Raw genomic sequence first — 25171 nt, forward strand, 5'->3', positions numbered from 1 at the left:
TTTCTATACCTTCGAGGTCTATTAACTGACTCTTATCAGCTTCCGAGTACAGTAATGTTGCCAGTTCTTGTAAGCAGGCTTTGATCCGTTCTTGTTTCTCTTGGCTCATAGTCAGCGATCGCACAGGGTTATTTCCTTCTACATTTTCTCAGAAATGGTAAATCTTCCAAAACTGGATGCTCCCCAGCGATTTCTAATCGCCAGGGCTGAATAAAATTTCACTTTTATATTTGATGTTTAATCTACGTATTTTTTCACGATTCAATTCGGATTGCTGATTTTGAGTCCTGCATTTTGTACCTCACGTGCAAACTGCTGTAATTGCAAAATATGCAATTGGCTCAGATAGAAATAAGGTACTCTTAATCAAGCTTGTTAGCTTTTTTAAAGTACTTGTCCCACTCAGCATCTAGGTCTATGGGTGACAAAGATTAATAAAGAGGTCTGGTATTAGACCTCTTTCTTTTTTGTTGCTTGTATTCCTAAAAGTTAAAAGTTGAACATTTCTACAATGCGATACCCACGAGTATATAGGGGAACTGGAGCGCCAGAATTCTGTTTTTTCCTTGCTTGTTCAGAAGTTTCATCAAACACAATTAGTGTTTCTTTCCCAACTTTCAGCCAGTCTTCATAGGGCACACTCATATCTTCTTCAATACCAGTAATATTAGATGCTACCATTGCCCGGTAAGCTTCATTAAATTTTCTACGAAACCGGAAATCTACTGAAATTCTTAGACCTTCAGTTTTCCTTCTTACTGTTTGATGCAATCCACGGGCATCATTAAAGTACATCGTTCCGTGTTGAAGTTGTGCTTCTGTGTAGGAGACAACCATTGGAATATTCCGACCTTCATCGAAGTCTGACATTACCTGCATAGACGGTAGTTCCATTTCGCGCGGCATTTCACCCGCTTCAATGGTTATATTATCGATGTCGCCAAACAGTGGTAGAACCACTACAGTAGCATCAGCAGCAACACCTGCCCAGACATCACTGTGGCATTTTGAGCTAGCGAAGGGTAAACCTAGCTTTTTTGCATCAGTTTTGCCGTAGACCATGCGGAGATTTACTGGTAAATCCACTGCATCAATCAGGTCATTTGCTCCTAGTTGGTAGAAAGCCTCAGCTACGCTTTTTTGAAAGAGGTTAAATGCCAAAGTATGTTCTCGCTTGGGCATCAAAAGACCAGTGCCAGTATAGTTCGACAAAGTATTTCTTGCTTCTATTAGCCGTTCAAGCATTTCAGCTTCTGAAAGAATGATAGGACTATTCAGACATGCTGAAATATAACCGGCAGCAGCAATTCGGATCTGCTGGAATAACTCAGGCTTTAATGTGTGTTCAAACAGTAGTCGGTACTGTCGCTTTGTAGCAATTTGATCAGCAAGCTCATCAAAGAGGCGATCGCCAAGCTCAGAAAATGCGATCGCACGTTCATATTCTAAGCTGCATACTGGTGATTCTGCTAATAGTTCTTTTAACATCATTTCTTCCAACATTATTTAAATTGGCTAAATAACTCATGTATCCAAAGCCATCTCGTTTTCAAAACGAATCTGGTTATTACAAATTAACAAGATTACTTTCTTTGTACTTCGTAAAATATACTGTTTTATTTATCTTGCTTATCTTTATTAAAAAGCTAATTTTAACTTTTTTAATAAAATATAGATGAAGTTGAAGTTTATAAACAAAACTAGCTATATGTGAAGTAACTATTAATTAAGTAACTAGGAAACTTTATGAAGTTAAATATAATTTATCTGTTTCTATTTAAAGAAACTAACAAGATGATATTTTCAAGTTAGTCATTTTTTTGAAAATGATAGTTTTTAAATGCAAAATCACCAATCAAAATAAAATCAGTAAAATTAACATTATCAAGAAAACATATTAATTGTTAAAACATGTATATTCAGTAGTATTTCAGCTTTATCTGAATGAAATTGAGCAAGACAAACATAACTCAAATATAAATAAATACTTAAAAATGTCAAATGTAAATCACAAAATCTCAACTCAAAAATTATATAACCACACAGCATCAGAGTGGATTAGAGGAGAACCTACTTCCTTATCAGACTTTACAGCACGCCCTTTTGTACTAGAGCTTTGTGAGCCTGTTGCTGGGGTGCGAGTACTCGATATAGGTTGTGGTGAAGGTTATTGCAGTCGAGAATTACGCCGACGTGGCGCTGCACAGGTGCATGGAATAGACCTTTCCCAAGGAATGATTGCAGCAGCAAATTTGCAAGAAGTAGAAAATGCGTTGGGTATTAGCTATGAAGTAGGATGTGCTACTAATCTCAAGCAGTTTGATGATGGCGAAATTGATCTAGTTGTTGCAGTTTTTCTATTTAACTATTTGACAATTGCTCAGACCCAAGAATGCATGACAGAAGTTGCACGCATTCTTCGCCCAGGCGGTCGATTTGTATTCAGCGTTCCCCATCCATCTTTTCCATATATGCGGGAAGCAGCATATCCGTTTTATTTTCAAGTTGAGGGTGCAGGCTATTTCAGCAAGCGAGATCAGCAGTTTCCTGGTCGGATTTGGAAACGAGACGGCTCTTGGCTAAATGTGCAATTGATTCACAAAACTCTTGAGGATTACTTTAATGCTCTTAAAATTGCTGGCTTCAATACGATGCCATTCTTACAAGAATTGCGTGTGACTCCAGAACATATCGCAATAGATGAATCATTTTTTAGCCCCTTAGTCGACCAACCACTCCATCTAGCCCTACAAATATCACGATGATACAGACATCTTCTTTAGTGACAGATTCCTTCCGTGACATAACGGTTAATCATCCTCTATGGAATCATGAGTTTCTCATCCGCTGTCGCACTGGAAATTTATTTTTACCAGACGTACAGGTACTAGCTGTTCAGATGTACAAATTCTCCAAAGAATTTAATCGTATCTTGGCTAGTATTTTGTCTTGCTGCCAAGATGAAAATAGTCAGTTAGTCATATTGGAAAATCTATTTGACGAAATGGGACAGGGAGATACAACTCAGTCCCACCCAGAATTATTTCGTAAATTTACCCGCGCACTTGGTATCCACGATGAAACTCTGACAGCACTACCCACTGCGCCTGAAACTCGCGCCCTTATTGAAACCTACTTGCGGATGCCACATAAGTATGGCTATTTAGCCGCACTGGGTGCTGTCTGTTATGCTTCTGAAGGGATTGTTAGCTCACTGTACACGCAACTATATAAGGGAATTGTCGGTGCTGCTCCCTTACCCAAAGAATCGTTAATCTTTTTTGAAGTTCATATTGATGTGGATGATAGCCATGCAGCAAAGCTAGCAGCAGTGATTGAACCTCGAATAACCATGAATGAAGAGGATATCAAGATCAAGCTGGCTATCACAGAAGCTATGGATGCTCGTGTTCAATTTTTTAACGGAATTCAGCGTCAAATCTCTAAATATGGCTTTTATACTGATTCATGGCTGCCTTTTGATGCATAAATACATTTGTTTGTTAAGTTCAAATTGATGGGTAAGCAAGTTTGTAGTAAGAACTAAAGTGCTTACTACAAACCCTCCAAACTATAGGACTCATATTTAATTTTTGAAAAAACTCCGTACAACTCAAAATGCCTTATTGCTTTCTTGCCTATTGCCTGTTAAGTCTAATAAGTTAAAAAATTAAAGCGGATTCCTATAGCTTGACAAGGTAGTGGGTAAAAGCAATAAGTGAAAATACGGTTATCACAACAAGGATTTGTAGCATTAAAATGTGAACAGTTTTCCCCTATTTTTTCGGCTTTTAAAGCTGTAATAAAACATTTCAAGGTTTGTCTACAAAAAATTGTGTCATTTAAATAACCCTTTTAAAGAATTAGTTGTGAAGTCTTGGGCAAATTCACAAAGCAAAATTAGGTGCAGCAATAGGAGGCTTCCATGTACGGATTAGTGAACAAGGCGATTCAAGACATGGTGTGCAGTCGCTTTAGCGAAGAGACTTGGAAAGAAATTAAGCACAAAGCAGAGGTAGATGTAGATGTTTTTCTCAGTATGGAAGGCTATCCCGATGACATCACCCACAGGCTGGTAAAAGCTGCTAGTGTCGTTCTCGGTCTATCTCCCTCAGAGATTATGCAAGCTTTTGGCGAATTCTGGATTCAGTACACAGCCCAAGAAGGCTATGGCGAAATGATTGATATGAGTGGAGATGCACTCCCTGAGTTTTTAGAAAATCTTGATAATCTTCATGCTCGTGTAGGAGTTAGTTTTCCTAAACTTCAGCCTCCATCATTTGAGTGTACTGATATGGAGGAAAATTCTTTGAGCCTACATTATCGCTCTGATAGAGAAGGGCTAACACCAATGATTCTTGGACTAGTCAAGGGGTTGGGAACCAGGTTTGATACAGAAGTTCATATTACCCAGACCCAGAGTCGAGATGATGGTGCTGAACATGATGAATTTTTAGTGATTTATAAACCAAATTGAGTGAAGTAGCATGTCTCCTCCTCACCTGACGCTTTCACCAGAGTTACTGGCGAAAGCTTTTCCTTTCCATTTTGCCTTTAGCCGTAATCGGGAAATTGTACAAGCTGGTGATGTATTAGGGCGCATTAGTCCTGAACCATTAGTTGGTAAATTGATTGAGCAGCATTTCCAGATTAATCGCCCAAAAATTTTGGTCGATTTTGATGCTATTGGTAAACAGTCTCGTGCCCTGTTCATATTAGAGTTTATTCACAATGGAATGCAGCTCAAGGGCCAGATGATGTATCAGCCAGAGCAGGAGGTAATATTTTTTTTAGGTTCTCCCTGGATTACAGATACGACTAGCTTGGCTCCGCTGGGTATCAAACTCAAAGATTTTGCGATTCACGACCCAATTGTTGATTTCCTGTTTTTACTGCAAGCTCAGAACACCGCTTTAACTGATGCCAAAAAGTTGACAAGCGAACTGAAACAGCAAAGGGCACAACTACGGAGTGCGCTACAAATTAAGGAGAATTTAGCAGAAATTGCTGAGGCTCAGGCTAAAAAATTGGAAAAATCGCTTCGGGAACTACAGCAAACTCAAGCCCAATTAGTTCAGGCTGAGAAAATGTCCAGTTTAGGACAGTTGGTTGCGGGAGTTGCTCACGAAATTAACAACCCCGTTAACTTTATTTACGGGAATTTGAAATATGCAAAAGATTATACACAGTCCCTGCTAAAACTTGTGGTTCTTTACCAGCAGTTTTATGCCAATTCTGTGCCAGAAATTCAAGAATATATTAAGGAAATTGAGTTAGATTTTTTACTAGATGATTTACCCAAAATCCTAAATTCGATGCAAGTAGGAGCCGAACGGATCTCTGAAATTGTCTTGTCCCTGCGGAATTTCTCTCGTCTTGATGAAGCAGATAAGAAAAGAGTTGATATTCACCAAGGGCTGGATAGTACTTTGCTGATTTTGCAGAATCGGTTTAAGAATAGTGTTGATAATGCTGGTATAAAATTAGTTAAAAATTATGGAAATTTGCCTTTAGTAGATTGCTACGCTGGTCAACTAAATCAAGTATTCATGAATATTATTAGTAATGCAATCGATGCGCTCGAAAACTATAACAGTAAACGCGCGATCGCAGAAATTCATGCTAATGCTAATCCTAATACAATTACAATTACTACGGAAGTCATAGAAACTAACTGTGTGATCCGAATTGCTGATAATGGTTCAGGAATGACAGAAAAAGTTAAGGAGCGACTGTTTAATCCATTTTTCACAACTAAGCCTGTAGGTAAGGGTACAGGATTAGGCTTATCTATTAGCTATCAGATTGTAGTTGAAAAGCATGGGGGAACACTAAGATGTGTATCAGAACCTGGACAAGGAACTGAGTTCTGGATTGAAATTCCCTTGTCTATGGACAGACAAGCAGTTAATTGTGTCAAATCGTTGAGTTTTATGAATTGTCAAAATTCAGCAATACTTACAGTGGGTGATTGGGACTCAACACCTTCTGTGATCTAAGGAAGTTTTGGATTCATAGTTCTCTCTGAATTCTGAATTTTTCTAGAAATTACTGTTTTTTTTGTAAATCTGCTCATTGATTGCCGCATAGCGATACCTTTTCTAAGTTCCCTGTGGGATGCTACGCAAACGCGCAACGTGTCGCAGACAGAGACTCTTGCTAGCTTGCTTCTCTGTAAAGGTACAGCGCACATAGCCAACGTAATTTGTCAGAAATTATTGAACTAGCAGTGTATTGAAGTTGACAACTCTAATATTTTTGGTTGTAAAGCCTACTTATAAGTTATAAGTTATGATTTATGAGTTTTATTGCTAACTTCTAATTCCTAACTTTTTACCTGTACTGATCGTGAATCTACGCCGCCTGATTCCAATTTTTGATAGTTCAGTCTCCAACTGGGCCTTAGAAGCGCGGTTGTTGCGCTGGTTAACGTTGATTTGGCTGTTTGTCGGCTTGATCATGCTATTTTCAGCATCCTATCCCGTTGCTGACTCCCGTCATGATGATGGATTGTACTACTTTAAGCGTCAACTGCTTTGGGTCTTAGTTTCCTTAATCGGATTCAATATTATTGTTAATTTGCCATTGCAGAAAATTTTGGGACTATCTCATTGGTTTTTATTACTGTTTTTGACGTTAATTTTCCTTACACTGATCCCAGGATTGGGAAAGAAGGCTTTTGACGCAGCACGTTGGATAGCGATTGGGCCAATTCCGATTCAACCTTCAGAATTAATTAAACCCTTTTTGGTGCTGCAAAGTGCGCGGCTTTTTGGTCAGTGGGAACGAATCAGTTGGCGGGTTCGCCTGGCTTGGTTGGGTATTTTCGGTTTAGTACTTTTAGGAATTATTGCTCAGCCTAACTTAAGTACAACAGCACTTTGCGGTATGACTATTTGGCTAATTGCTCTAGCAGCTGGATTACCTTACAAGTATCTGGGAGGAACAGCAATTGGTGGAGTGATGCTGGCAATACTAAGTATTAGTATTAAAGAGTATCAACGTAAACGGGTGATGTCATTCCTCAATCCGTGGGCGGATGCTACAGGAGATGGCTACCAGTTGGTGCAAAGTCTACTAGCGGTAGGTTCTGGTAGAACTTGGGGTTCTGGATTTGGGCTTTCTCAACAAAAACTATTTTATTTACCAATTCAGGATACAGATTTTATTTTTGCGGTGTTCGCTGAAGAGTTTGGCTTTATCGGCAGTATGGTGTTGTTGGCACTTTTAGCTATATTCGCCACTCTCGGATTAATTGTGGCGCTGAAGGCTAAAAATACAGTACATCGATTGGTAGCGATCGGTGTGACTATTTTGATGGTAGGACAATCATTGCTCCACGTAGGTGTTGCTACAGGTTCTCTACCGACTACTGGCTTACCTTTGCCCATGTTTAGTTATGGTGGTAATTCCATGATTGCCAGCTTGATAGCTGCTGGGTTGTTGATTCGGGTAGCACGCGAAAGTAGCGAAGCTGAGGTAGTACCGTTGCGAAAACCCCTGTTTGAAAATGGGCGCAGACGCCGAGCTTTTCAGAAAAATAGGAATTGAGCTAGCAAAAGCTTTTTGCAGGAATTAAATAGATTATGAAAGACCTAAAACAAGCAATAATTAGCTACTCCAGCAAAGACCTCGAACACCGGAAAAATTGGTATTCTCCGGTAGCAGAAGCTTACAAGATGATTTTAGAGGCAGTTTTCAACTTTAATATATCTCTGCATTTTACATCGCCCAAAAAGTTACCTCAGGGGTAAAGGAGTTTTAAATGGATTATTGCTAGGTGGGAGAGTAGGCACAATTGGGTTAATGCTAGGTATAGGAGTAGGCTCTACTTTTTTGAGCACTGTGATTGCAAATCCTCTTTGCTGGGGTTGTTGCTTACCAGATATATCATTCACTAGTAGTCCGATTTGAGGTGGGAAGGCTTGATTTACTGGAAGCTTTATTGAGTCAACTGGTTTAACATCATTGCCGTATGGCAGAAGTTTGACCTGAATATTTTCTCCCTCTACTCTCCAACTCAGAGTAGCAGATTCCCCTTCGTTAAGAACTAGATTTGGTTGCTCACTACCGTTGATTCTGAAAGAGACAATCTTAAATGGTTTCGGTAATATTCCAATTTTTGATTCAGTCTTTTTAGAACTAATTTTCTCACTCCCGTTATTAGGAAAAGCTTTGATTTCAAATGCGAAGTTTCCCGCTTTATATGCTGGTAGAGGAATATTTGTACATCGCAGTTGTTGATTTTGTTGTGTACATAGCTTTTGAAGTTTGGGGTCAGCAAGATTACCTTGATTAAATTTATAAGCAATTGGTTCACCATAGGATGTCCCATCATCTGCACTACCAGCAATTTGAACTTGCGCCAGCAATAGCGGCCGGGCTATTGTCCAACTTAAAAGAATATTTTGACCTTTTGTATACTGTGGTTTATCTGCTTGGAAACTAAGTACTTCAGCAATTTGTTTTTCAGCTATTTCTACTTGGGTTGTTTGGGTTGCTACTTGGTTCTTTGAAGAAAATAGTTGTATACCATTACGATAAAAGGCTTGTAACTCAAAAGTGTAATTCCCTTTTGTTTTCACTCCAGTTTTAACATTGCTACAAATTAGCTCTTGTTTCTCTTGTACCTGACAAGGAGGTATTTCATTAGCACTTCCTTTACCCAGTGTTTCAGGAATGCCATTGCTAAAGTCATAGGTAATAGGCTGAATAGGTTGCGAACCTTTAGCCGTCAGAACCAATTTTTGCAATTGTTGATAATTGTGAATGTCCCACTTCAGAGCTACCTCATCCTCCTCTTCGGTAATTCGAGGGTTATTGGCACTAAAATTTTCTAATCTCAAAGGATCAGGGTTTAAAATTCGCCAAATGATGAATCCTATCCCTCCAAGTAACCCCAAAACTGCCAAAATTAACAGAAAAAATTGCCACCAAGGACGGGGTTTCCATACCAAAGTTCCCTGAGGCAATGTGTTAGGTAAAGGTAAATTTTGTGGGTCTTTGATGTCGAGTTTAAAGTTGACCACTAGCCCTGCACCAAACCACGGTCGTCGCCACCAAGGTCTGGGTTTAACCATCAAATTGGCCACAGCACTTCTATTAGGTAATAATCTTAGTTCAGTAGGATCAAATTTATAAGTATATAGTTCTTCTTCGTCTCGACTTTTTAAGCTTAATATCAGTTCACGGACAATATTTCCCTGGTTAGCTAGTGATAATTCGTACTTTCCAAGACTACGGCTCACTTGTCCCAAGATGGTATGAAGTTCTATATCTAGACGATAATTTGTCGGAATTTGGATATACACCAAATCCAGCAGTACTAAGTTTGGAGAGTTTTCCGAATACAAGCGGATTGTTGGAGAATAGCTTCCCGCAAGGGTATCTCCTGGTGGGTGAAATTTCAACAATATTTGACCTTGAGTACCAGGGTTGAGTTCTAGTGCCGTAACATCAGATACTAACCCTGTACCCTCGTATCCAGTTGCCGGATAATTAATTGTGAACCAGTCATCGTCTAAATCTGGGCAACTCAAGCGGAACCTATCAACGAGATAAGAGCGATTGTCTACTATTACCTCCACTTGCAGAGGTTCCCCAGGATTGAAAATTAGTGGCTTGTTGGGGTTGGTGTTCGGTCTAATGGAAAATGTCGGGTCATTCACCCGAATTGCAGTCTGTTCTGTTAGCAGAACCTTAATTTGATTTGGGAAGGTTATGGGAGTATCTTGTGGATAATGTAGAGGAGAATCTACGACTAGTGTATAGTCATAGGTTCCTGGGAGAGCATTTGTGGCGATTTGAAACTCAAATCTTACTTCGTCGCTATTCTGTTGGGGAGCTAATGCTAAACTTTCTCTAGGAGAACTAGACCAACCAGTTAAATTTTGAAATACTTCGTCAAAAACAAAATATAAGTCAATAACTGCACTCTGGTCTCCCTGATTAATCACAACAACATAGATTTCAATGGTATCTCCTGGCATTCCAAATTGAATTCCAGGTGGGTTGATAATAACTTGTAGTGGATTGAATTTAGCTTGCATCTTATCAACTCCCTTATTTGATGCGGTGTAGTTTGACTTCAAAATCTTCACTTCCACTCACAATCATGGTTCCTTGATTAGTTTTCAAGTCAATACTATTAATTTTTTTAGAGCTTTCGTAGATTTTTGTACCTTCTGCTGCCTTTGTTTTGTCGAGTTTATGTTCGGGGGTTAAGTACCAAACCATTACTCGTCCATCATCGCCACCACTTACTAAGAGGTTACCATCATCACTAAATGCCAGACTACGCACAGATGTTTTTGATGCTGACCAGCGGTCTAGTGGTGAACAATTGAGTTCATTTACTTTTTCCTGCGGATTCGGATTTTTGAGAGTTTGGCACTGATTCAAATTCCAAATCGTAATGAATCCCGCAGAATCGGAGGTTGCGAGGATTTTTTCTGCTGAGTTAGGAACAAAAGCCAATCCCCAAATATAGTCTTCACGTCCAACTAATGGGTCTAGTTTTTCTAGATTTTGCACTGATAAACCTGGGAATTGTTTATCAGACTGAGTTGGATTCCACTGCCACAAGATGAAACGCTTAAAATTTCCTGAAATTACTAGAGTTTTTGCATCTGGACTGAGATTTAATGCCCGGACTTGGAAACCTGATAGTTTCAAGGTACTTTGGACATCGATAACTTGCGGTTCTGGCAGAAAATCGCTGTTAGGGGCTGGTCTTGACCACACTCTAACTTTACCACTGCCATAGCCACTGAATAAGTTAAGTGAGTTTGAGGTGAAAGCTAGGTCAAAAATGCGATCGCCTTTTGCTTTTGGATCTTTAAGGTCTTGAAGTTGGCTAATCTTTGTACCTGAAGGGACATCTCTTAGTTCAATTACCCCATTATCTAAACCAACAGCAGCACGATCATTTTGTAACGGCATGAAGCGTAAAACTTGTACTGCATCATCGGTAATTGCCATCAAACCCTTAGGCTGTTGCGGTTTATCACATGCAACAGGCTGCCCAGCATATCTTACTGTATCGTCGGGGTTTAAGCTATCAGCACCGATTCTCCAAAGTCTTAAGGTGCAATCATCTGAGCCACTGACCACAGATAAACCAATGCCACTAAAACGTACTGAGTTGACAGAACGTGTATGCATTACACCTCTTGGTTGTAGTATTAATGCTAAGAGTGCTGCTAAAAGTGCGATCGCAGCCAACTGTAGCCATAAAGGTATAATTGGCAGAGTCTCTACTTCTAATGTCTGCGTGGCTGGGTCTGTACTCCCTAAACGTTGGTCGGATAATTCAGATTTGGCCTCTAATAATAGAGTTTTGTTGATTCCTACCCAAGGGCGTTTTGTTTTAACATCAAGGATGACTTTACTTGTCTCTCCTAGATGGAGATTAGCAATATCGGGAAGCTTTTTGAAACTACATTTTCGCCAGTCTCTACCCTGCACCTGCACATTAATTTGCTGGTTGAGGTTACTAGCGTTTTTAAATAGTAGTTCAAAGGAAGCTGTATCAGACTTCCAGTCAGGCAACCATGCCGATCTACTAGGAATTTTGAGGTTTTTTTGTGTGGTGGTAAAGTCTACAAAACCCACAGGCAAAACTTCAATGTTGCCTTCAGCATTAGTTGGATAACCATTATTGCTAACAGCTTCAATAGTAAAAGGGTAATTTTGACTGGGTGCTTGCACTACAGAAGGGGGTTGGCATTGGAATGTGGCTTCTGCTAAACCACCTGGATCTAAGGATAATCGGCGTTCTGCACTACCAGTCAGCCAAGACGGATTAACGCCTGTAAAACGTAATACCACATCAGTTGGTTGTTGTCCCAAGTTCCGCACCCGTACTGGTATATCTACAGAATTACGGGGATAAACTTGGAACTCTCGTACAGGCAATTCTACATTTAAATGCGTTGGTCTGTTGTCTCGCTCGATTTTTAGGCGTAGCACAAGTCTGCACTGTTGTGCTAATTGCGGTGAAAAAATCTTTACCATCAGGTTGACAGTACCGACAAATCCCGGAATGGGCGTATTGAATATAAAGACTTGAAATATGGTACTACTACCCGGTGGTTTAGCTGCTGCTACCTCTGGTTCGAGTCGATACCAGCGATATCCTGTGTTCCGGGTTTCTCCTGCTGCGGCAATTTCTATCTGAAAATTGACAAAGCGATCGCTGTCATTATTGACAGTTACCTCAAAGGAGACAGGAGTATCACCTGGACGAAAAGTTAAGTTTTGAGTAGAAAGGCTGGCATTAATAACACTTTTTTCCATACTATTTACTTATAATATTTTTTTATATTCTGCATGATTAGCACTATTAAAAAATTAATGTCAATGTCTGCGAAAACGTGACAATAGTTTTTTGTTTGAATATTGAAATGTATATATTATTAGATATTTTGTAATAAATTTGTCAATTTCTAAAAGTAATTTTCATAAAAGCTATATATTAAAATCCAAATTCATCAATTGAATATCTGGCGCGATTCTCAACAAAACTTGATAAACCAAGTTTATAGGCGAAGAATTGAGTTTTTGAGGTTGAATCAGCATAAAACCTTTAATACTCATTCTAGATGTGAGTTTGAGAACACTGTACAATTACATACTTTTATTGCTTTACAAAAGCGTCAACTTGCTAGATGATAGCAACGAAAGGGAAAATAATTAGTAAATATATATAGTATTTTTAGCTATCGGTAGTTGTGTGAAAATCCTGTAATTAAGCGGCTGAAGTCGGTTTGAGATTCCCTCATTACCTTAGCTCGAAGTAAAGAAATGGCAACACTACATACCTCACACTTCCAAGTAAATCCCGCAACTTCCACCTCCTATGTCCGTAATATAGTCTTTATCGACATGGCCGTTGAAGACTATAGCGCTCTAGTCAATGGCGTGCTTGATAATACCCAAGTGTTCGTACTTGATTCGACACAGAACGGAGTTGAAAAAATTACAGCAATTCTGGAGAGTTGCGTAGACGCGCAGCGGCTTGTCGCTAAACATCGCACGAATTTGACTAATATTCATATTGTGTGCCACGGTGCCCCAGGTTCCTTACAATTGGGCAACACCCATTTAGGACTTGATACCCTCGACAAATACAGCCAGCAACTCCAAAAATGGCAGAAGATATTTTCAGCCTCTGCCAAAAGCGATAACCCCTGGAACTTACTCATCTATGGTTGCAATGTGGCTTTGGGTGATGCGGGGGAAGAATTTGTAGACAAACTGCACCAACTCACCGGAGCAAATATTGCCGCTTCCCGTCAGCCAATTGGCAATGCAGCATTAGGCGGCAACTGGGAGTTAGAAGTGCGCACCACCGAGATGGAAGTGAGTTTAGCATTTGCAGAAACGACGCGACAGGCTTACGCAGGGGTACTGGCGACGTTCACGGTGAATGATACCAAAGACGCAGATGATGGTGATCCGAACAACGGCATCACGACACTCCGGGAGGCAATTAACTTAGCCAATGCTACTGCTGGGAATGATGCGATCGCCTTTGGGGAAGTGTTTAATGATGCCACCCCAGATATTATCACTCTCATCTCTGGGCAACTGACGATTACCGATGATATCACCATCTTGGGGACTGGGGCATCTCAACTGACAGTGAGTGGGAATAATGCCTCTACAATATTCGAGGTATCGGGACTAGCGACAATTGTCACCATTGATAGTTTGGCGATCGCTAGCGGCAGTATTAAGGTTAATAGAAATTCCATTCTTAGCCTAGCTAACACCAGTGTGTCTGGTAATACAGTAGAAAGGGGCATCTCTAACAGCGGCATTCTCAGTCTTGCTAACACCAGTGTCTTTGGCAATACGGAAGGCGGTATCTATAATGGTGGTACTCTCAGCCTAACTAACAGCAGTGTTTATGGCAATATCGGGGGAAAGAGCATTTTTAATGGCAATACTGCGGGAAGCGGCATTTTTAATGACGGTTCTCCTGGGAACACTGGTACTCTCAGCCTAATTAACAGCAGTGTCTCTGGTAATACGGCAAACTCCGGCGGTGGCATCTATAATCAAGGCGGTACTCTCAGCCTAACCAATAGCAGTATCTCTGGCAATACGGCAAACTTCGGTGGTGGCATTTTTAACGCAGGTGATGATTATTATAGTTCCGGATCAGCTACTCTAACTAATAGCACCATATCTGGTAATACAGCGTTAGAGGATGGCGGTGGCATATATAATGACAGAGCCTACGCGAGTGACAACAAGCTCACCCTAATTAGCACCACAATTAATAACAACATAGCTGACTTAGATGGTGATGGTACTGGTAATGGTGGCGGTGTTTTTAGTTACTTTGATTCCCCTGTTAACGTTAAGGTTAGTAACACCATCATTGCAGGCAATTTCGACAACTCCACCTCCGGTGATATACACCCCGATGTGAGTGGTGGACTGGTTGACTCCGGCAATAATTTGATTGGCAATAATACTGGTAGTACTGATCTTACCACCAGCACCCTCGTCGGCACAAGTACTAGCCCCATTGACCCCAAACTCGAACTGCTGCAAAATAACGGTGGTGCGACCTTTACACATGCGTTACTTGCGGATAGCCCCGCTATTGATGCTGGAAATAATTCCCTAGTTCCTCCTGGTGTCACGACTGACCAACGCGGCGCTGGATTTGATCGGGTATTCAACGGTGTTGTTGATATTGGTGCTTACGAAGTCCAGCCCCCCATTACCCCGTCACCTGTTAATACTGACACAGTAGTGACTAATACCAGTGATTCTGGCTTAGGGTCGTTGCGACAGGCTATTCTCAATGCCAATGCTACTGCTGGGGCGGATACCATTAGCTTTGCGGGCGTGTTTACCGATGCCACCCCAGATATCATCACCCTTACATCTGGGAAACTAACCATTACCGATGATATAACCATTTTGGGGACTGGGGCATATAACCTCATTGTGAGTGGGAATAATTCATCGGGCGTGTTCGAGATATCGGGTTCTGGGACAGATGCCAGCATTGATGGCTTGAAGATTGCTAATGCTAATGATCCCTTAGGCAGTATTTTGCTCAATAGCAATACCAGCCTCAGCTTGACTAACAGCAATGTCTCTGACAATACTGGCACTGTAGGCGGCATCTTTAACAAAGGTACCCTCAGCCTAACTAACACCACTGTCTCTGGTAATCGTGGGTCATCATTAGGCGGAGGCATCTTTAACCAAGGCAACCTTAGCCTAACTAACAGTACTGTCTCTAATAATTTTGCAGCCGTCCGTTTCTACCCTGCCTATGGTGGCGGCATATTCAACACAGGCAAACTCAGTTTCACTAACAGCACTGTCTCTAATAATAGGGCGTTCGCCGACGGTCTTGGTCGGGGAGGGCCTGACCCTTACCCATCCTATGGTGGTGGCATTTATAACTCAGGCACCGCCGATATAACGGGAAGCACTCTCTCTGATAATAGTGCGGCAGACGGCGGTGGCGTTTTCAACAATGGTACTTTTAGCCTGACTAACAGCACTGTCTCTGCTAATAGTACATACTACAACGGCGGCGGCATTTATAACAGCGGCACTCTCACCCTTACCAACGACACCATTACAGATAACATAGCAGAAGGCTTTTTCAGCGGTACAGGCGACGGTGGGGGCGTTTTCAATGACTCTGATGGGACTGTTCTTGTTGGGAACACCATCATTGCAGGCAATTTTGATATGAAACCCAACGGGTATTCTGAACCCTTTATCTTTAACCCTGACGTTTCCGGCAACTTTTTGGATGAAGGTAATAACCTAATTGGTGATAATACTGGCAGCACTGGCTTTACCGTCAGCACCCTCGTTGGCACCAGCACCAATCCTATTAACCCCAAACTCAGTCCACTGCAAAATAACGGCGGTGCAACCTTTACCCATGCTTTACGTGGGGATAGTCCTGCCATTAACACTGGTAATAACTTGCTAGCTCAAGAAAATATTACCACTGATCAACGCGGCGCTGGATTTGACCGAATTATTGATAATACAGTTGATATTGGTGCTTATGAAGTCCAGATACTGACAGGCGGTGGCGGCCAAAACCAATTTGTGATTCGTTTTGAGGGAACGCAGATAATCACCGATTTTGGTGGTGTGGGCAAAGTAATAAACCCGACAGCAGCAGTAATGGCCGAAGTTGATACTCTCAAATTTGAGGGTGCTGGCTTAACTGCTCGAAATCTGCTCCTCACCCAGAATGGTAGCAATTTGGTAGTCTCTTTTGAAAGCGTGGTCAACAGTCCAGAGATAATCCTGCAAAACTTTGCCCTAGAAAAACTAGAAAACCTACGTAAATCTACTGGAGCAAACATAGATTTAGGTAATATCCTCTTTAACGAGCAATCCACTATTAGTGACAGCTATGATGTCTTCAATGCCAACTCCAGCCAAAGCACTATTTTCAATAAGAACACAGTCACCTTCCTCAATGACCTGAACAACAATATCAGTGGTTTTGACAACTCAAATGATGTGATTAATGGTCAAGGGGGTAATGACCAAATTGATGGCAAGAGTGGCAATGACTTGCTACGCGGTGGTGAAGGTAACGATACTCTGATTGGTGGTGCTGGTAATGACATTCTTGTTGGTAGTGAAGGTAACGATATTCTCGTTGGTGGTGTCGGCAACGATACTTTAATTGGTGGTGCTGGCAATGACATCCTCACTGGCGGTAGCGGGAATGAGCAGTATATCTACCAAGCCTTGAGCAACAAGGGTACTACTGGTGATACAATCACTGATTTTAATCAAAACCAGGATAAGTTAGTCCTAACTGACTTGTTCAAGAGTTTGGGCTATCGTCCTATCGATGTTTACTACCTACGATTTGTACAATCGGGTACTTCTACTGAAGTTCAGATTGAAGCTAATGATAATGGCTATGGTTGGAATACCTTAGCGACTTTGAATAATTTCACCGCTACTAATTTGGTAGTTGGTACTAACGTCATCGTCTAGCGCTCAGTACTAGTTTGTAGCGACTGTCTTAAAAGTAATCGAGGCACAAGCAATACAACCTATTTTGTTAACGGACAAACAGGCAATTTCATTCTGAAGATGTACGGCTATTCCACAAGCACCGAACAAATTCAATATGGTAAATAATTACTGATACCAGAGCCTAAAAGCCTTAGTTGGTAAAGGTTGACGTGGAGAAAATCACTAATTTAGATGAACTTGGATCTGTTGCTTAATTTTGGATTTTAGATTTCTCAGACATCTAAAATCCAAAATCTAGAACTCTTACAGTTGCCGCACTAATGGCTGACCATCTTTGACTTCACCAATCAAAACTAAATCGACACAGTTAACGAAAATACCATTTTCCAGAACGCCGGGAATGTTATTCAATGTCTTTTCTAGGCTGACTGGATCTTCAATAGAGTCAAATCTGACATCTAAAACAAAATTGCCTTGGTCGGTGATTACTGGGCCAGCTTTTTTAACACCCATGCGGAGTTCTGGTTTGCCACCAAGTTTTTTGATGGCATTGGTTACAGGAGTAATTGCCATTGGAATCACTTCTACGGGCACAGCGAAACTAGAACCTAAGCGGTCTACTAACTTACCACTATCTACCACAACGATAAACTGTTCTGCCAGGTAGTCTACAACTTTCTCGCGGGTATGTGCTGCACCACCGCCTTTAATCAAATTCTTCTGCGGATCGACTTCATCTGCGCCATCAATGGCAATATCGATGTGGTCAATTGCATCCAAGGTGGCCAGAGGGACACCGTATTGCTTCGCCAGCACTTCTGACTGAAACGAGGTAGGTATACCAATGATATCTTGAAGTTCGCCAGACTTGAGGCGATCGCCCAAAAACTGAATCGTATATGCTGTAGTTGACCCCGTACCCAACCCGACGATGGAACCGGATTTTACCAGGGCTGCGGCGGCTTTGCCAACTTCTTGCTTCATCAACTTTACGGGATCTGTTGCTGTCATTCCCAAAACTCCTGAAAAACTGACTATAGTCCATAGTAGTGGGCAGATAACATCAAAAGATGAAAGGTAAAAAACAAGTTTTTGCTGATTTCTACTTCCTTGATGATGGCAACAAGCTAATACCCTACGTAGCTACGCAACATTGCCCAGCCTAAAATCGTCACTAACTGAGTTACAGGTTATTAAGAAGACTAAATTTTGCGTTAACCTCAGTAACGTAGTTTTTTAAATTCACGTTAGCAGCTAAAAGTGGTTATGGTGATGCGTCAGCTTTCAATTACTCTATCTTTAGTAGCACTACTACAAAACTTACCAGCAATTGCTCAGACTCAAGCGCCAGAAACTACTTCTGGAGTTCCATCTGATTCCATTCAACAGGTAACTGCTGTCAAATGGATGACAAACTTTTCCGATGGCAAGTTTTATCCAGAAAGGTTACTGAGTAGAGCAGAATTAGCGTCAATTATGGTGAAAGCATTTGGGCTAAATAAAAGACAAGCTGTGAGCAAAGAAAATTTAGCTATTCCAGATGTTCCTCGTTCTCATTGGGCATTTAATGATATACAGACAGTCTTGAAAACTGACATCATGAAAGGTTATCGGGGCAATGAATTCTTCCCTAACCAAAAGGTGACAAAGGCAGAAGCTCTTGCTATTTTCGCCCAGGCTTATGGTGTATTTCAGTTTCCCGATGAGACTGTTAATGAAATTCTGGTTTCATATCCAGATGAAAAGTCTATCCCAAGTTGGGCTAGAAAAGCGATCGCTACAGTAGCCACTGAGGGATTTCTCAACACAGATGCTCAAGGTAATATTTCCCCATTAAAACCTGTAACCCGTGGGGATATGGCTTATGTATTGAGCAGATATTTGCAACGACAACAGCAACAACCCGAAACACCAGAAGTTCCGATTATTCCAAATAGCCCGCAATCACCTTAGCTAGACTTTATCCAGTTAAGGTGCTTAAAATCACCTTTGACCAGAATCTCTATACTTGTCTCGAATCTGGCGAAGATATAAGGAATTAGACTGTGTTGGTTGCTGCAACACATAAGTAGATTGTGGTGGTTGCGTCGGTTGCTGCAACCCATAATTTCCATAAGTAGATTGTGGTGGTTGCATCGGTTGCTGCAACCCATAATTCCCATATGCCGCAGGGTTTGTGGGTGTGATAACGCCTTGACTTTGACTAGAGTAAGGTGAAATATTACTTAGTGCGGCAGAGGTAGCTGGGGGTGTCACTGGTGCTAAATTAGGCACTACCTGACCACTATTTAAATTATTGTAGGGATTTTGCGGTAAGTTTGTACCCGTTGATGTATAACCTGTACCAGTAGTTAATCCATTACTAGGCAATACCTGACCGTTATTTAAATTACTGTAGGGATTTTGTAGTAAGTTCGTACCCGTTGACGTGTAGACGGTCCCAGCAGTTAAGCCAGTACTTGGTAGAGAATTCTGACTGGGTAAACTGTTGATGGGTGACATTAGCGTTGCTCCTGGGTCAGAGACTTGTCCCAAGGCATTCGTCTGAGTTACAGTACCATTAAAGCTAGACAATTTCTGGTTTGTCGATTGGTTTAGCGCCGCTTGTAGAGGGCTGATAGACAGGGAATTTTGATTCTTATTGGTTTGATTAGTTAATCCAATACCCAGGTTAGAAGACGTTTGTTTCCCCCCTGTTGCTTCAGATGCCGCAGTTAAGGAATTGAAGCCTAGAAACTGGCTACTACTATCAACCGTCCCAGTCCGCAATAAATTTTCTGTTTGTACAACAAAGGGATTTTTCGCGGCTGGGGAAGTATCGCCATTAACGCCTAAACCAGGATTTAATTTGGTATCAGTAGCAGACTTTTGTTTGTTAATTACATCCTCTAATAAGTTTTTGCTCTTTTCTGCTTCAGTATTTTCCTTGAGGGTATTTGCCGTTACTGAGAGGGTTGCTTGCTCAAAGTCATTAAATAAAACTGGTAGGTTATCAATATCTGCTGCAATGGCTCTGTTTTCTTCTGACAGCGAGGAATTAGCAGGCTTTTGTGAAGCAACTTGGCTTTTTTGCTTATAAACGAAAATATCTGGGTTTAACCAGTATTCCCAAGTTACTAGCCCGACTACAGATAAAAAAATTGCAGTGCCCCAAAAACCAGGTCGTCCTAGATTCCATAACCTGGCTTTGAGATAGCGTAAGTAGGCGGGAGGATAATGACGATTTGGCATGGGATTGGTAATTGAAATTTACTCGAAATCGGGAAAACTTGACGGAAGCTGAAGGCTTTGCTATTTAATGCTTTTGCTTTCCTCAACAGGAAATATCTCATCGAAGTTGGAATGCTGGTTTTATCCTAACTTCTCCATCAGTTATTAGTCATTACCAATAGACATGTAGTAGTCAAAAATTTACTTTTTAGTGGCTGGAGTCTATTTGGCAAGATTTTTTAGAAAGTTCTGGGAATTTATGGTTATTTTTTGGGTATCGGTCACATTGGATAACATCAGAACTTGACAATTGGTCTAATTTATTGTTGTAGCTGGACAAAAGTTCAACTTTTTTACTTTCTAGTTAGCAAACTAAACTGTGCGCTGCAATGATTCGATACGCCTCTGAGGTCACTGTGTTGCACCGTACTATTAACCAGGAGACTACAGGAATGATGAAAGCTGAAGATATCATGACCAAAGATGTAGTTACCATTCGCGGTTCGGCGACTGTTGCTGAAGCAGTGGGGCTGATGAAGGAAAAAAAACTGCGGGCGCTGGTTGTGGATCATCGCCATGAGAATGATGCTTATGGCATTGTCACAGAAACGGATATTGTCTATAAGGTAACAGCTTACGGTAAAGACCCAAAGCAAGTGAGGGTTTACGAAATTATGAGCAAGCCCTGCATTGTGGTCAATCCTGATTTGAGTGTGGAATATGTAGCGCGGTTATTTGCTAACACTGGTATTCATCGAGCGCCTGTAATTCAAGGGAAACTGTTGGGCATCATCTCGATTACCGACATTTTAACCAAAAGTGACTTTGTGGAAGCGCCAAAAGCTCTACTTCTGGAGGAGAGAATTCAAAAAGCCATTGAGCAGTCTCGGGCTATTTGCACCGAACAAGGTGCTTATTCTAAAGCTTGTGCAGCCGCTTGGGATGAGGTAGAAGAACTTCAAGCAGAAGCCGCTCATCAGAAAGCTGAGGGTATGGTATCAGCCAAAGTCTCTTTTGAAGAATATTGTAAGGAAAACCCAGATGCACCGGAATGTCGAAATTATCATCCGTAATTGAAGTGTGGGGATGAGGAGAGCAGGGGGCAGGGAGCAGGGAGCAGGGAGCAGGGAGCAGGGGAAGCAGGGGGAGCAGGGGAAGCAAAAGTAATATTCTCCTCATCCCCTTATCCCGCTCATCGTTTGGCAACTCGCATCAATAAAAATAGACCTATTCCCAGAAAAAGAAAGTTGGGCAACCAAGCTCCCATGAAAGGAGAGAGCACACCTGCTTGCGCGATCGCACCACTAATAAAGAAAATTAAGTAGTACGAAAAAATAACTACGACACTAATCCCAAAGCTGGTACCTCTCCCAGTTCGTTGGGGTATGCTTCCCATCGCTGCACCTACTAAGCCAAAAACTACACATACAAAAGGTAAGGATATCTTTTGTTGAATCCGCACTTGGAGTTTACGAATTTTTTGGCGATCGCCACCAAGATATTCTACTTCTAGTTGATCTAGTGCTTCAGAAATATTCATCTCACCATAGTCCCGGCTTTTTTCTGCCAGACTTAATGGCGTGCGCGGTAGTTGCAGTTGTTGGTGTTCAAATCTGACGATGTTGCGATAAGAGCGATCGGCAGCGACAAAATAGATAGTACCGTTGTAAAAATCCCAGACATTTTGAGAAGCATTCCACTGGGCAGATTCTGATACCACAATTTGATTCAGATTTTTTGTTGAGCGATCTATAATCGTCAAACCTGACATCCGCTTACCATCAAATTGGTCGGCGTAAAATAAGCGTGTCAATATCCTATTCTTAGAGCCATCTGGCTGTGTAACATCCTGGTATTCAGGATAGAAAATATTTTGCTGTTTAAAAGTTGGCTTATCTGATTTAAGAGCTTTCTCTAAAGTCATCGCCGCTTGGTAATTTGCTGCTGGTGCAATTTGTTCGTTAAACACAAATGTCATTCCTGTAACCACAAGACTCAACATCACAGCAGTTAGCACCATGCGATAGACGCTGACTCCACAACTACGTAGGGCAATTAATTCGCTTTCGCTAGAAAGACGACTGTAGGTCATCAAAGTAGCCAGCAGCGTAGACATGGGGAAGGCTAAAACGATAAAGTTGGGAAACTTTAACAAAAATACTTGAATGGCGATGTCTATGGGTAGCCCAGATTCTACGATTTTTCTGACTAGATCAAATACAGCATCAATGGTGACCCCAATTGATGAAAAAGCTCCGACACCAAAGAAAAACGGCGCTAACAATTCGCTGGCAAGGTAGCGATCCATGATCGTAAAAGGTAGCAGCGAATGGAGGCTGTAGAAAGACGTAAGTTTCTTTGATATCATAAGCAATTTAAAAAGCTAAATATTGGCAACCCTGGCAAAACAAAGCATATTTACTGTACTTAATAGCAAAATCTAATTTTAAATATCTGAAAATTAACTAATAAATTCATGTTTAAAAATTAAAACTAGCCTTTGAAATTATTAACTAAATAATTATTAATTTACACTTGAAAATTATCCCCTAAATAATATTGTCGCACTAGGGGATTGCTGTAGAGTTCGTCAGCACCGCCAAAAGCAAGAATTTGTCCTTCGCGCATGATGTAGGCGCGATCGGTGATGGCGAGGGTTTCGCGGACATTATGATCTGTAATTAAGATTCCCATGCCGCGATCGCGTAGTTGTGCGACAATTTGCTGAATTTCTGAGACTGCGATCGGATCAACGCCAGCAAATGGTTCATCCAAAAGTAAAAATTTTGGCCCTTCTTGTCCAGCAGCTAAAGACCTGGCTAATTCCGTCCGCCGACGTTCACCACCAGATAGTTGAATTCCTTTGCTATTGGCTAATTTTTCCAACCGAAACTCCCGCAGTAAAGTTGTGAGTCGTCTTGACCACTCCCATCGTGGCACATTCGTTTGCTCTAGCACCAACAGAATATTATCCTGTACCGAGAGTTGGCGAAAAATACTTGGTTCTTGTGCTAGATAGCCAATACCCAGTCGCGCCCTTTTGTGCATTGGCATTCCTGTAACGTCCAGATTACCCAGCCAGACTTTTCCTTGATTGGGTTTTTCTAAACCTGTGGCAATGTAAAAGGTCGTCGTTTTACCAGCCCCATTGGGGCCTAGTAAACCAACGACTTCGCCCTGAGCAACAGAAAGATTAACACGATTGACAATTACTCGCTTGCCGTAAGATTTGTGAATATTCTCTAAAACAATTTTCACGCTAGAGGCACCCTTTCTTAGTGGTAAATGCTAATTAGAAGGCTTCAAAGGTGGTGTCTTTGGGGCAGGTGCCGCAGTTTGTCCATTATTGTCTGATTCCTCGATCATGTAGATGGACTCTACCTGACGGTTGGATTGGGGTAAAGCAACAAATCGCCCTTCGTCAATTAAATAGGTTACCTTCTCTGCTCGGATACTGTTACCGCCCTGTTGCAAAATATAGACGTTGCCACTGAAATCAATTCGGCGTTCCTTACTAAAGTACTGTGCTTGGGCAGATGTTGCCTGAAGCTGACGAGAAGGATACAACATTTGCACATTACCGCGAGCGGTAATTACTTGATTATTGGCATCATATTCTTGCACATCAGCGCGGATAGTGAGGGGTCGATTTCCTCCAGATGTTTGTGCAGTAGCGGTTTGCAGTTGAGTAGGGAAGACAAAAGCGCCCAAGAGTGCGGCTGGCAGCATTAAAGCTAATCCAAAGCGACGCATCTGGGATATGGGCAATTGATAGCAGGGCATCATAGCAATTAGGGATTTAGGATTTCAGTTTGCATTCTAATTATCTCAAGTACTTGATCCAGATATGAAATATACAATCTGGAGTGATTTCCGATAACTACTGGCTGAAATAGTGACGCTACCCCCAACCTCAAGGTTTCAGGAAATTGCCATCTAGATGAAAATGACGTAGGCACAATTCATGAATTGTGCCTACCAAGGATTTCGGGAAACGCATAATTAAGTTCACCAAATGTCTAATCAGTAGTTAGCACAATTCTAGGCAAAGATAAAACTTGATTTTCACCCAGATCACCAGCGGCAATCAAGTCTTGCCCTATTTGTTGTAATGTCGTCAACAATGCTGCGCTCTGACTCAATAGCTCATCTACATCAATGCCGCTGTAACTAGATGGGTAACGCCGCAGGCGATTGCCGCCTTCTCCGAGTAGAATTACTGCACCTCGCCAGTTTCGATTCTCTAAATGATACAGCGCCACAGAAATTTGGAGAATGCCTTGATAAAAGTTTTTTTCCGGTTCGCCAGCTTCAATCCACAAAGCCTCTAAAGTGTCATGACAGGCGTAGAACTGACCAGAATTGAACTGTTCTACGCCTTGCCAAAACTCTTGGGGGATGGTTTCGCTCATCCCATGCTGTCTCGTACTTCTTTAATTGTTTCGAGAGAGATTTCTTGCTGTTCTCCAGCAAACTCGTTGTCAGGGGTGAGGAACAACATGCAATGGCACTCTTTGCGTTCTCTCATTGGCACACAGGGACAGTTCCAATAGGTGGCGTGAACTTCAGCCTCTTTGTCTTCGTAATGGCGACAGGGACATAAAGGCGCACCTAGTTCGTCTTTATGTTTGGCTAGTCCTTCAATCACAACTGCGGTAACAGAAGGTTCAGAACAGAAGTATGTTCCAGTCCGCTTGGCGTATTGCTCGGAAAAATGCCGCATTGCCTCTAGGCTTTTATCGCTGGATTTTGTGTTAAGTTCTGATGTGATCATGTCGCTCATAATTTAAATATTTCTTTGCATTGTACCTCAGCCTCACTAGGGGATTACTGGGTGTATATCCCCAACCTTACCTGCTCAAATTGTTTTACCTTTGCTCAAAGGCTGATATGTCCGGTGTGCTGGGATCAGACAAAATCTAAGAAATTGCAGAAGCTTAACTTGTCAGCAGTCTTTTGAAATTAT

General features: G+C 41.5%; 19 protein-coding genes and 1 pseudogene. 9 read left to right on the forward strand and 11 right to left on the reverse strand.

Translation table 11 applies throughout. The annotated features are described in order from the left end of the window. A pseudogene (locus tag F8R90_RS26025) lies at positions 1–109 on the reverse strand (ISKra4 family transposase); the annotation flags it as partial. Between the two features lie 380 nt (positions 110–489). After that, the gene (locus F8R90_RS26030) at positions 490–1491 is read right to left on the reverse strand and encodes a hypothetical protein (protein WP_196513079.1); all 1002 of its coding nucleotides are present in this window, start codon (positions 1489–1491) and stop codon (positions 490–492) included. Between the two features lie 503 nt (positions 1492–1994). Here F8R90_RS26030 and F8R90_RS26035 point away from each other — a divergent pair. The 6 genes from F8R90_RS26035 (at position 1995) to F8R90_RS33150 (ending at position 7754) form a co-directional block, all read left to right on the forward strand. Continuing rightward, a complete protein-coding gene (locus F8R90_RS26035) occupies positions 1995–2765 on the forward strand; it encodes a class I SAM-dependent methyltransferase (protein WP_196513080.1) in 771 nt (256 codons plus the stop codon). After that, positions 2762–3490, forward strand: coding sequence for a TenA family transcriptional regulator (locus F8R90_RS26040; protein WP_196513081.1), 729 nt, complete (start codon positions 2762–2764; stop codon positions 3488–3490). Before F8R90_RS26035 ends, F8R90_RS26040 begins: the two co-directional genes overlap by 4 nt. A 435-nt stretch (positions 3491–3925) precedes the next feature. Next, positions 3926–4477, forward strand: coding sequence for a heme NO-binding domain-containing protein (locus tag F8R90_RS26045; RefSeq protein ID WP_196513082.1), 552 nt, complete (start codon positions 3926–3928; stop codon positions 4475–4477). A gap of 10 nt (positions 4478–4487) precedes the next feature. Continuing rightward, a complete protein-coding gene (locus F8R90_RS26050; RefSeq protein WP_196513083.1) occupies positions 4488–5999 on the forward strand; it encodes a sensor histidine kinase in 1512 nt (503 codons plus the stop codon). Positions 6000–6348: 349 nt separating this feature from the next. Then, complete coding sequence (locus F8R90_RS26055; RefSeq protein WP_196513084.1) at positions 6349–7551, forward strand: FtsW/RodA/SpoVE family cell cycle protein; 1203 nt, start codon at positions 6349–6351, stop codon at positions 7549–7551. Between the two features lie 35 nt (positions 7552–7586). Next, positions 7587–7754 carry a hypothetical protein gene (locus F8R90_RS33150; RefSeq protein WP_230966891.1) on the forward strand — a complete coding sequence of 56 codons (168 nt, stop codon included), beginning with the start codon at positions 7587–7589 and terminating at the stop codon, positions 7752–7754. Here the strand turns inward: F8R90_RS33150 and F8R90_RS26065 are convergent. After that, the gene (locus tag F8R90_RS26065; RefSeq protein ID WP_196513085.1) at positions 7740–10049 is read right to left on the reverse strand and encodes a COG1470 family protein; all 2310 of its coding nucleotides are present in this window, start codon (positions 10047–10049) and stop codon (positions 7740–7742) included. The genes F8R90_RS33150 and F8R90_RS26065 overlap by 15 nt on opposite strands. 13 nt (positions 10050–10062) lie before the next feature. Further along, entirely contained in the window at positions 10063–12297 is a 2235-nt protein-coding gene (locus F8R90_RS26070) for a hypothetical protein (RefSeq protein ID WP_196513086.1), read from the reverse strand. 507 nt (positions 12298–12804) lie between these two features. Here F8R90_RS26070 and F8R90_RS26075 point away from each other — a divergent pair. Further along, positions 12805–17013, forward strand: a complete 4209-nt coding sequence (locus tag F8R90_RS26075; protein WP_196513087.1) for a DUF4347 domain-containing protein — start codon at positions 12805–12807, stop codon at positions 17011–17013. A 285-nt stretch (positions 17014–17298) separates the two neighbouring features. Here the strand turns inward: F8R90_RS26075 and rpiA are convergent, their stop codons facing one another. Beyond that, entirely contained in the window at positions 17299–18006 is a 708-nt protein-coding gene (gene rpiA / locus F8R90_RS26080) for a ribose-5-phosphate isomerase RpiA (RefSeq protein WP_190729931.1), read from the reverse strand. Positions 18007–18267: 261 nt separating this feature from the next. Here rpiA and F8R90_RS26085 point away from each other — a divergent pair, with 261 nt between their 5' ends. After that, the gene (locus F8R90_RS26085) at positions 18268–18948 is read left to right on the forward strand and encodes an S-layer homology domain-containing protein (RefSeq protein WP_196513088.1); all 681 of its coding nucleotides are present in this window, start codon (positions 18268–18270) and stop codon (positions 18946–18948) included. A 30-nt stretch (positions 18949–18978) separates the two neighbouring features. Here the strand turns inward: F8R90_RS26085 and F8R90_RS26090 are convergent, their stop codons facing one another. Further along, complete coding sequence (locus tag F8R90_RS26090; RefSeq protein ID WP_196513089.1) at positions 18979–20226, reverse strand: hypothetical protein; 1248 nt, start codon at positions 20224–20226, stop codon at positions 18979–18981. Between the two features lie 431 nt (positions 20227–20657). On the opposite strand from F8R90_RS26090, the gene F8R90_RS26095 reads away from it, so the two are divergent. Continuing rightward, entirely contained in the window at positions 20658–21278 is a 621-nt protein-coding gene (locus F8R90_RS26095) for a CBS domain-containing protein (RefSeq protein WP_190894638.1), read from the forward strand. Positions 21279–21397: 119 nt separating this feature from the next. Here F8R90_RS26095 and F8R90_RS26100 read toward each other — a convergent pair whose 3' ends face one another. The 5 genes from F8R90_RS26100 to F8R90_RS26120 form a co-directional block, all read right to left on the reverse strand. After that, entirely contained in the window at positions 21398–22513 is a 1116-nt protein-coding gene (locus F8R90_RS26100) for an LptF/LptG family permease (protein ID WP_196513090.1), read from the reverse strand. Between the two features lie 221 nt (positions 22514–22734). After that, complete coding sequence (gene lptB, locus F8R90_RS26105) at positions 22735–23463, reverse strand: LPS export ABC transporter ATP-binding protein (protein WP_190894636.1); 729 nt, start codon at positions 23461–23463, stop codon at positions 22735–22737. A 30-nt stretch (positions 23464–23493) separates the two neighbouring features. Then, positions 23494–23991: an LptA/OstA family protein gene (locus tag F8R90_RS26110; protein ID WP_190894635.1), complete on the reverse strand. Its 498-nt coding sequence runs from the start codon at positions 23989–23991 to the stop codon at positions 23494–23496. 233 nt (positions 23992–24224) lie between these two features. After that, entirely contained in the window at positions 24225–24617 is a 393-nt protein-coding gene (locus F8R90_RS26115) for a DUF309 domain-containing protein (RefSeq protein ID WP_196513091.1), read from the reverse strand. Beyond that, positions 24614–24979: a ferredoxin thioredoxin reductase catalytic beta subunit gene (locus F8R90_RS26120; protein WP_190894689.1), complete on the reverse strand. Its 366-nt coding sequence runs from the start codon at positions 24977–24979 to the stop codon at positions 24614–24616. Before F8R90_RS26120 ends, F8R90_RS26115 begins: the two co-directional genes overlap by 4 nt. Between the last annotated feature and the right edge of the window lie 192 nt (positions 24980–25171).

The sequence above is a fragment of the Nostoc sp. NZL genome (genome assembly GCF_015714705.1).
Lineage (GTDB): Bacteria > Cyanobacteriota > Cyanobacteriia > Cyanobacteriales > Nostocaceae > Nostoc > Nostoc foliaceum_A.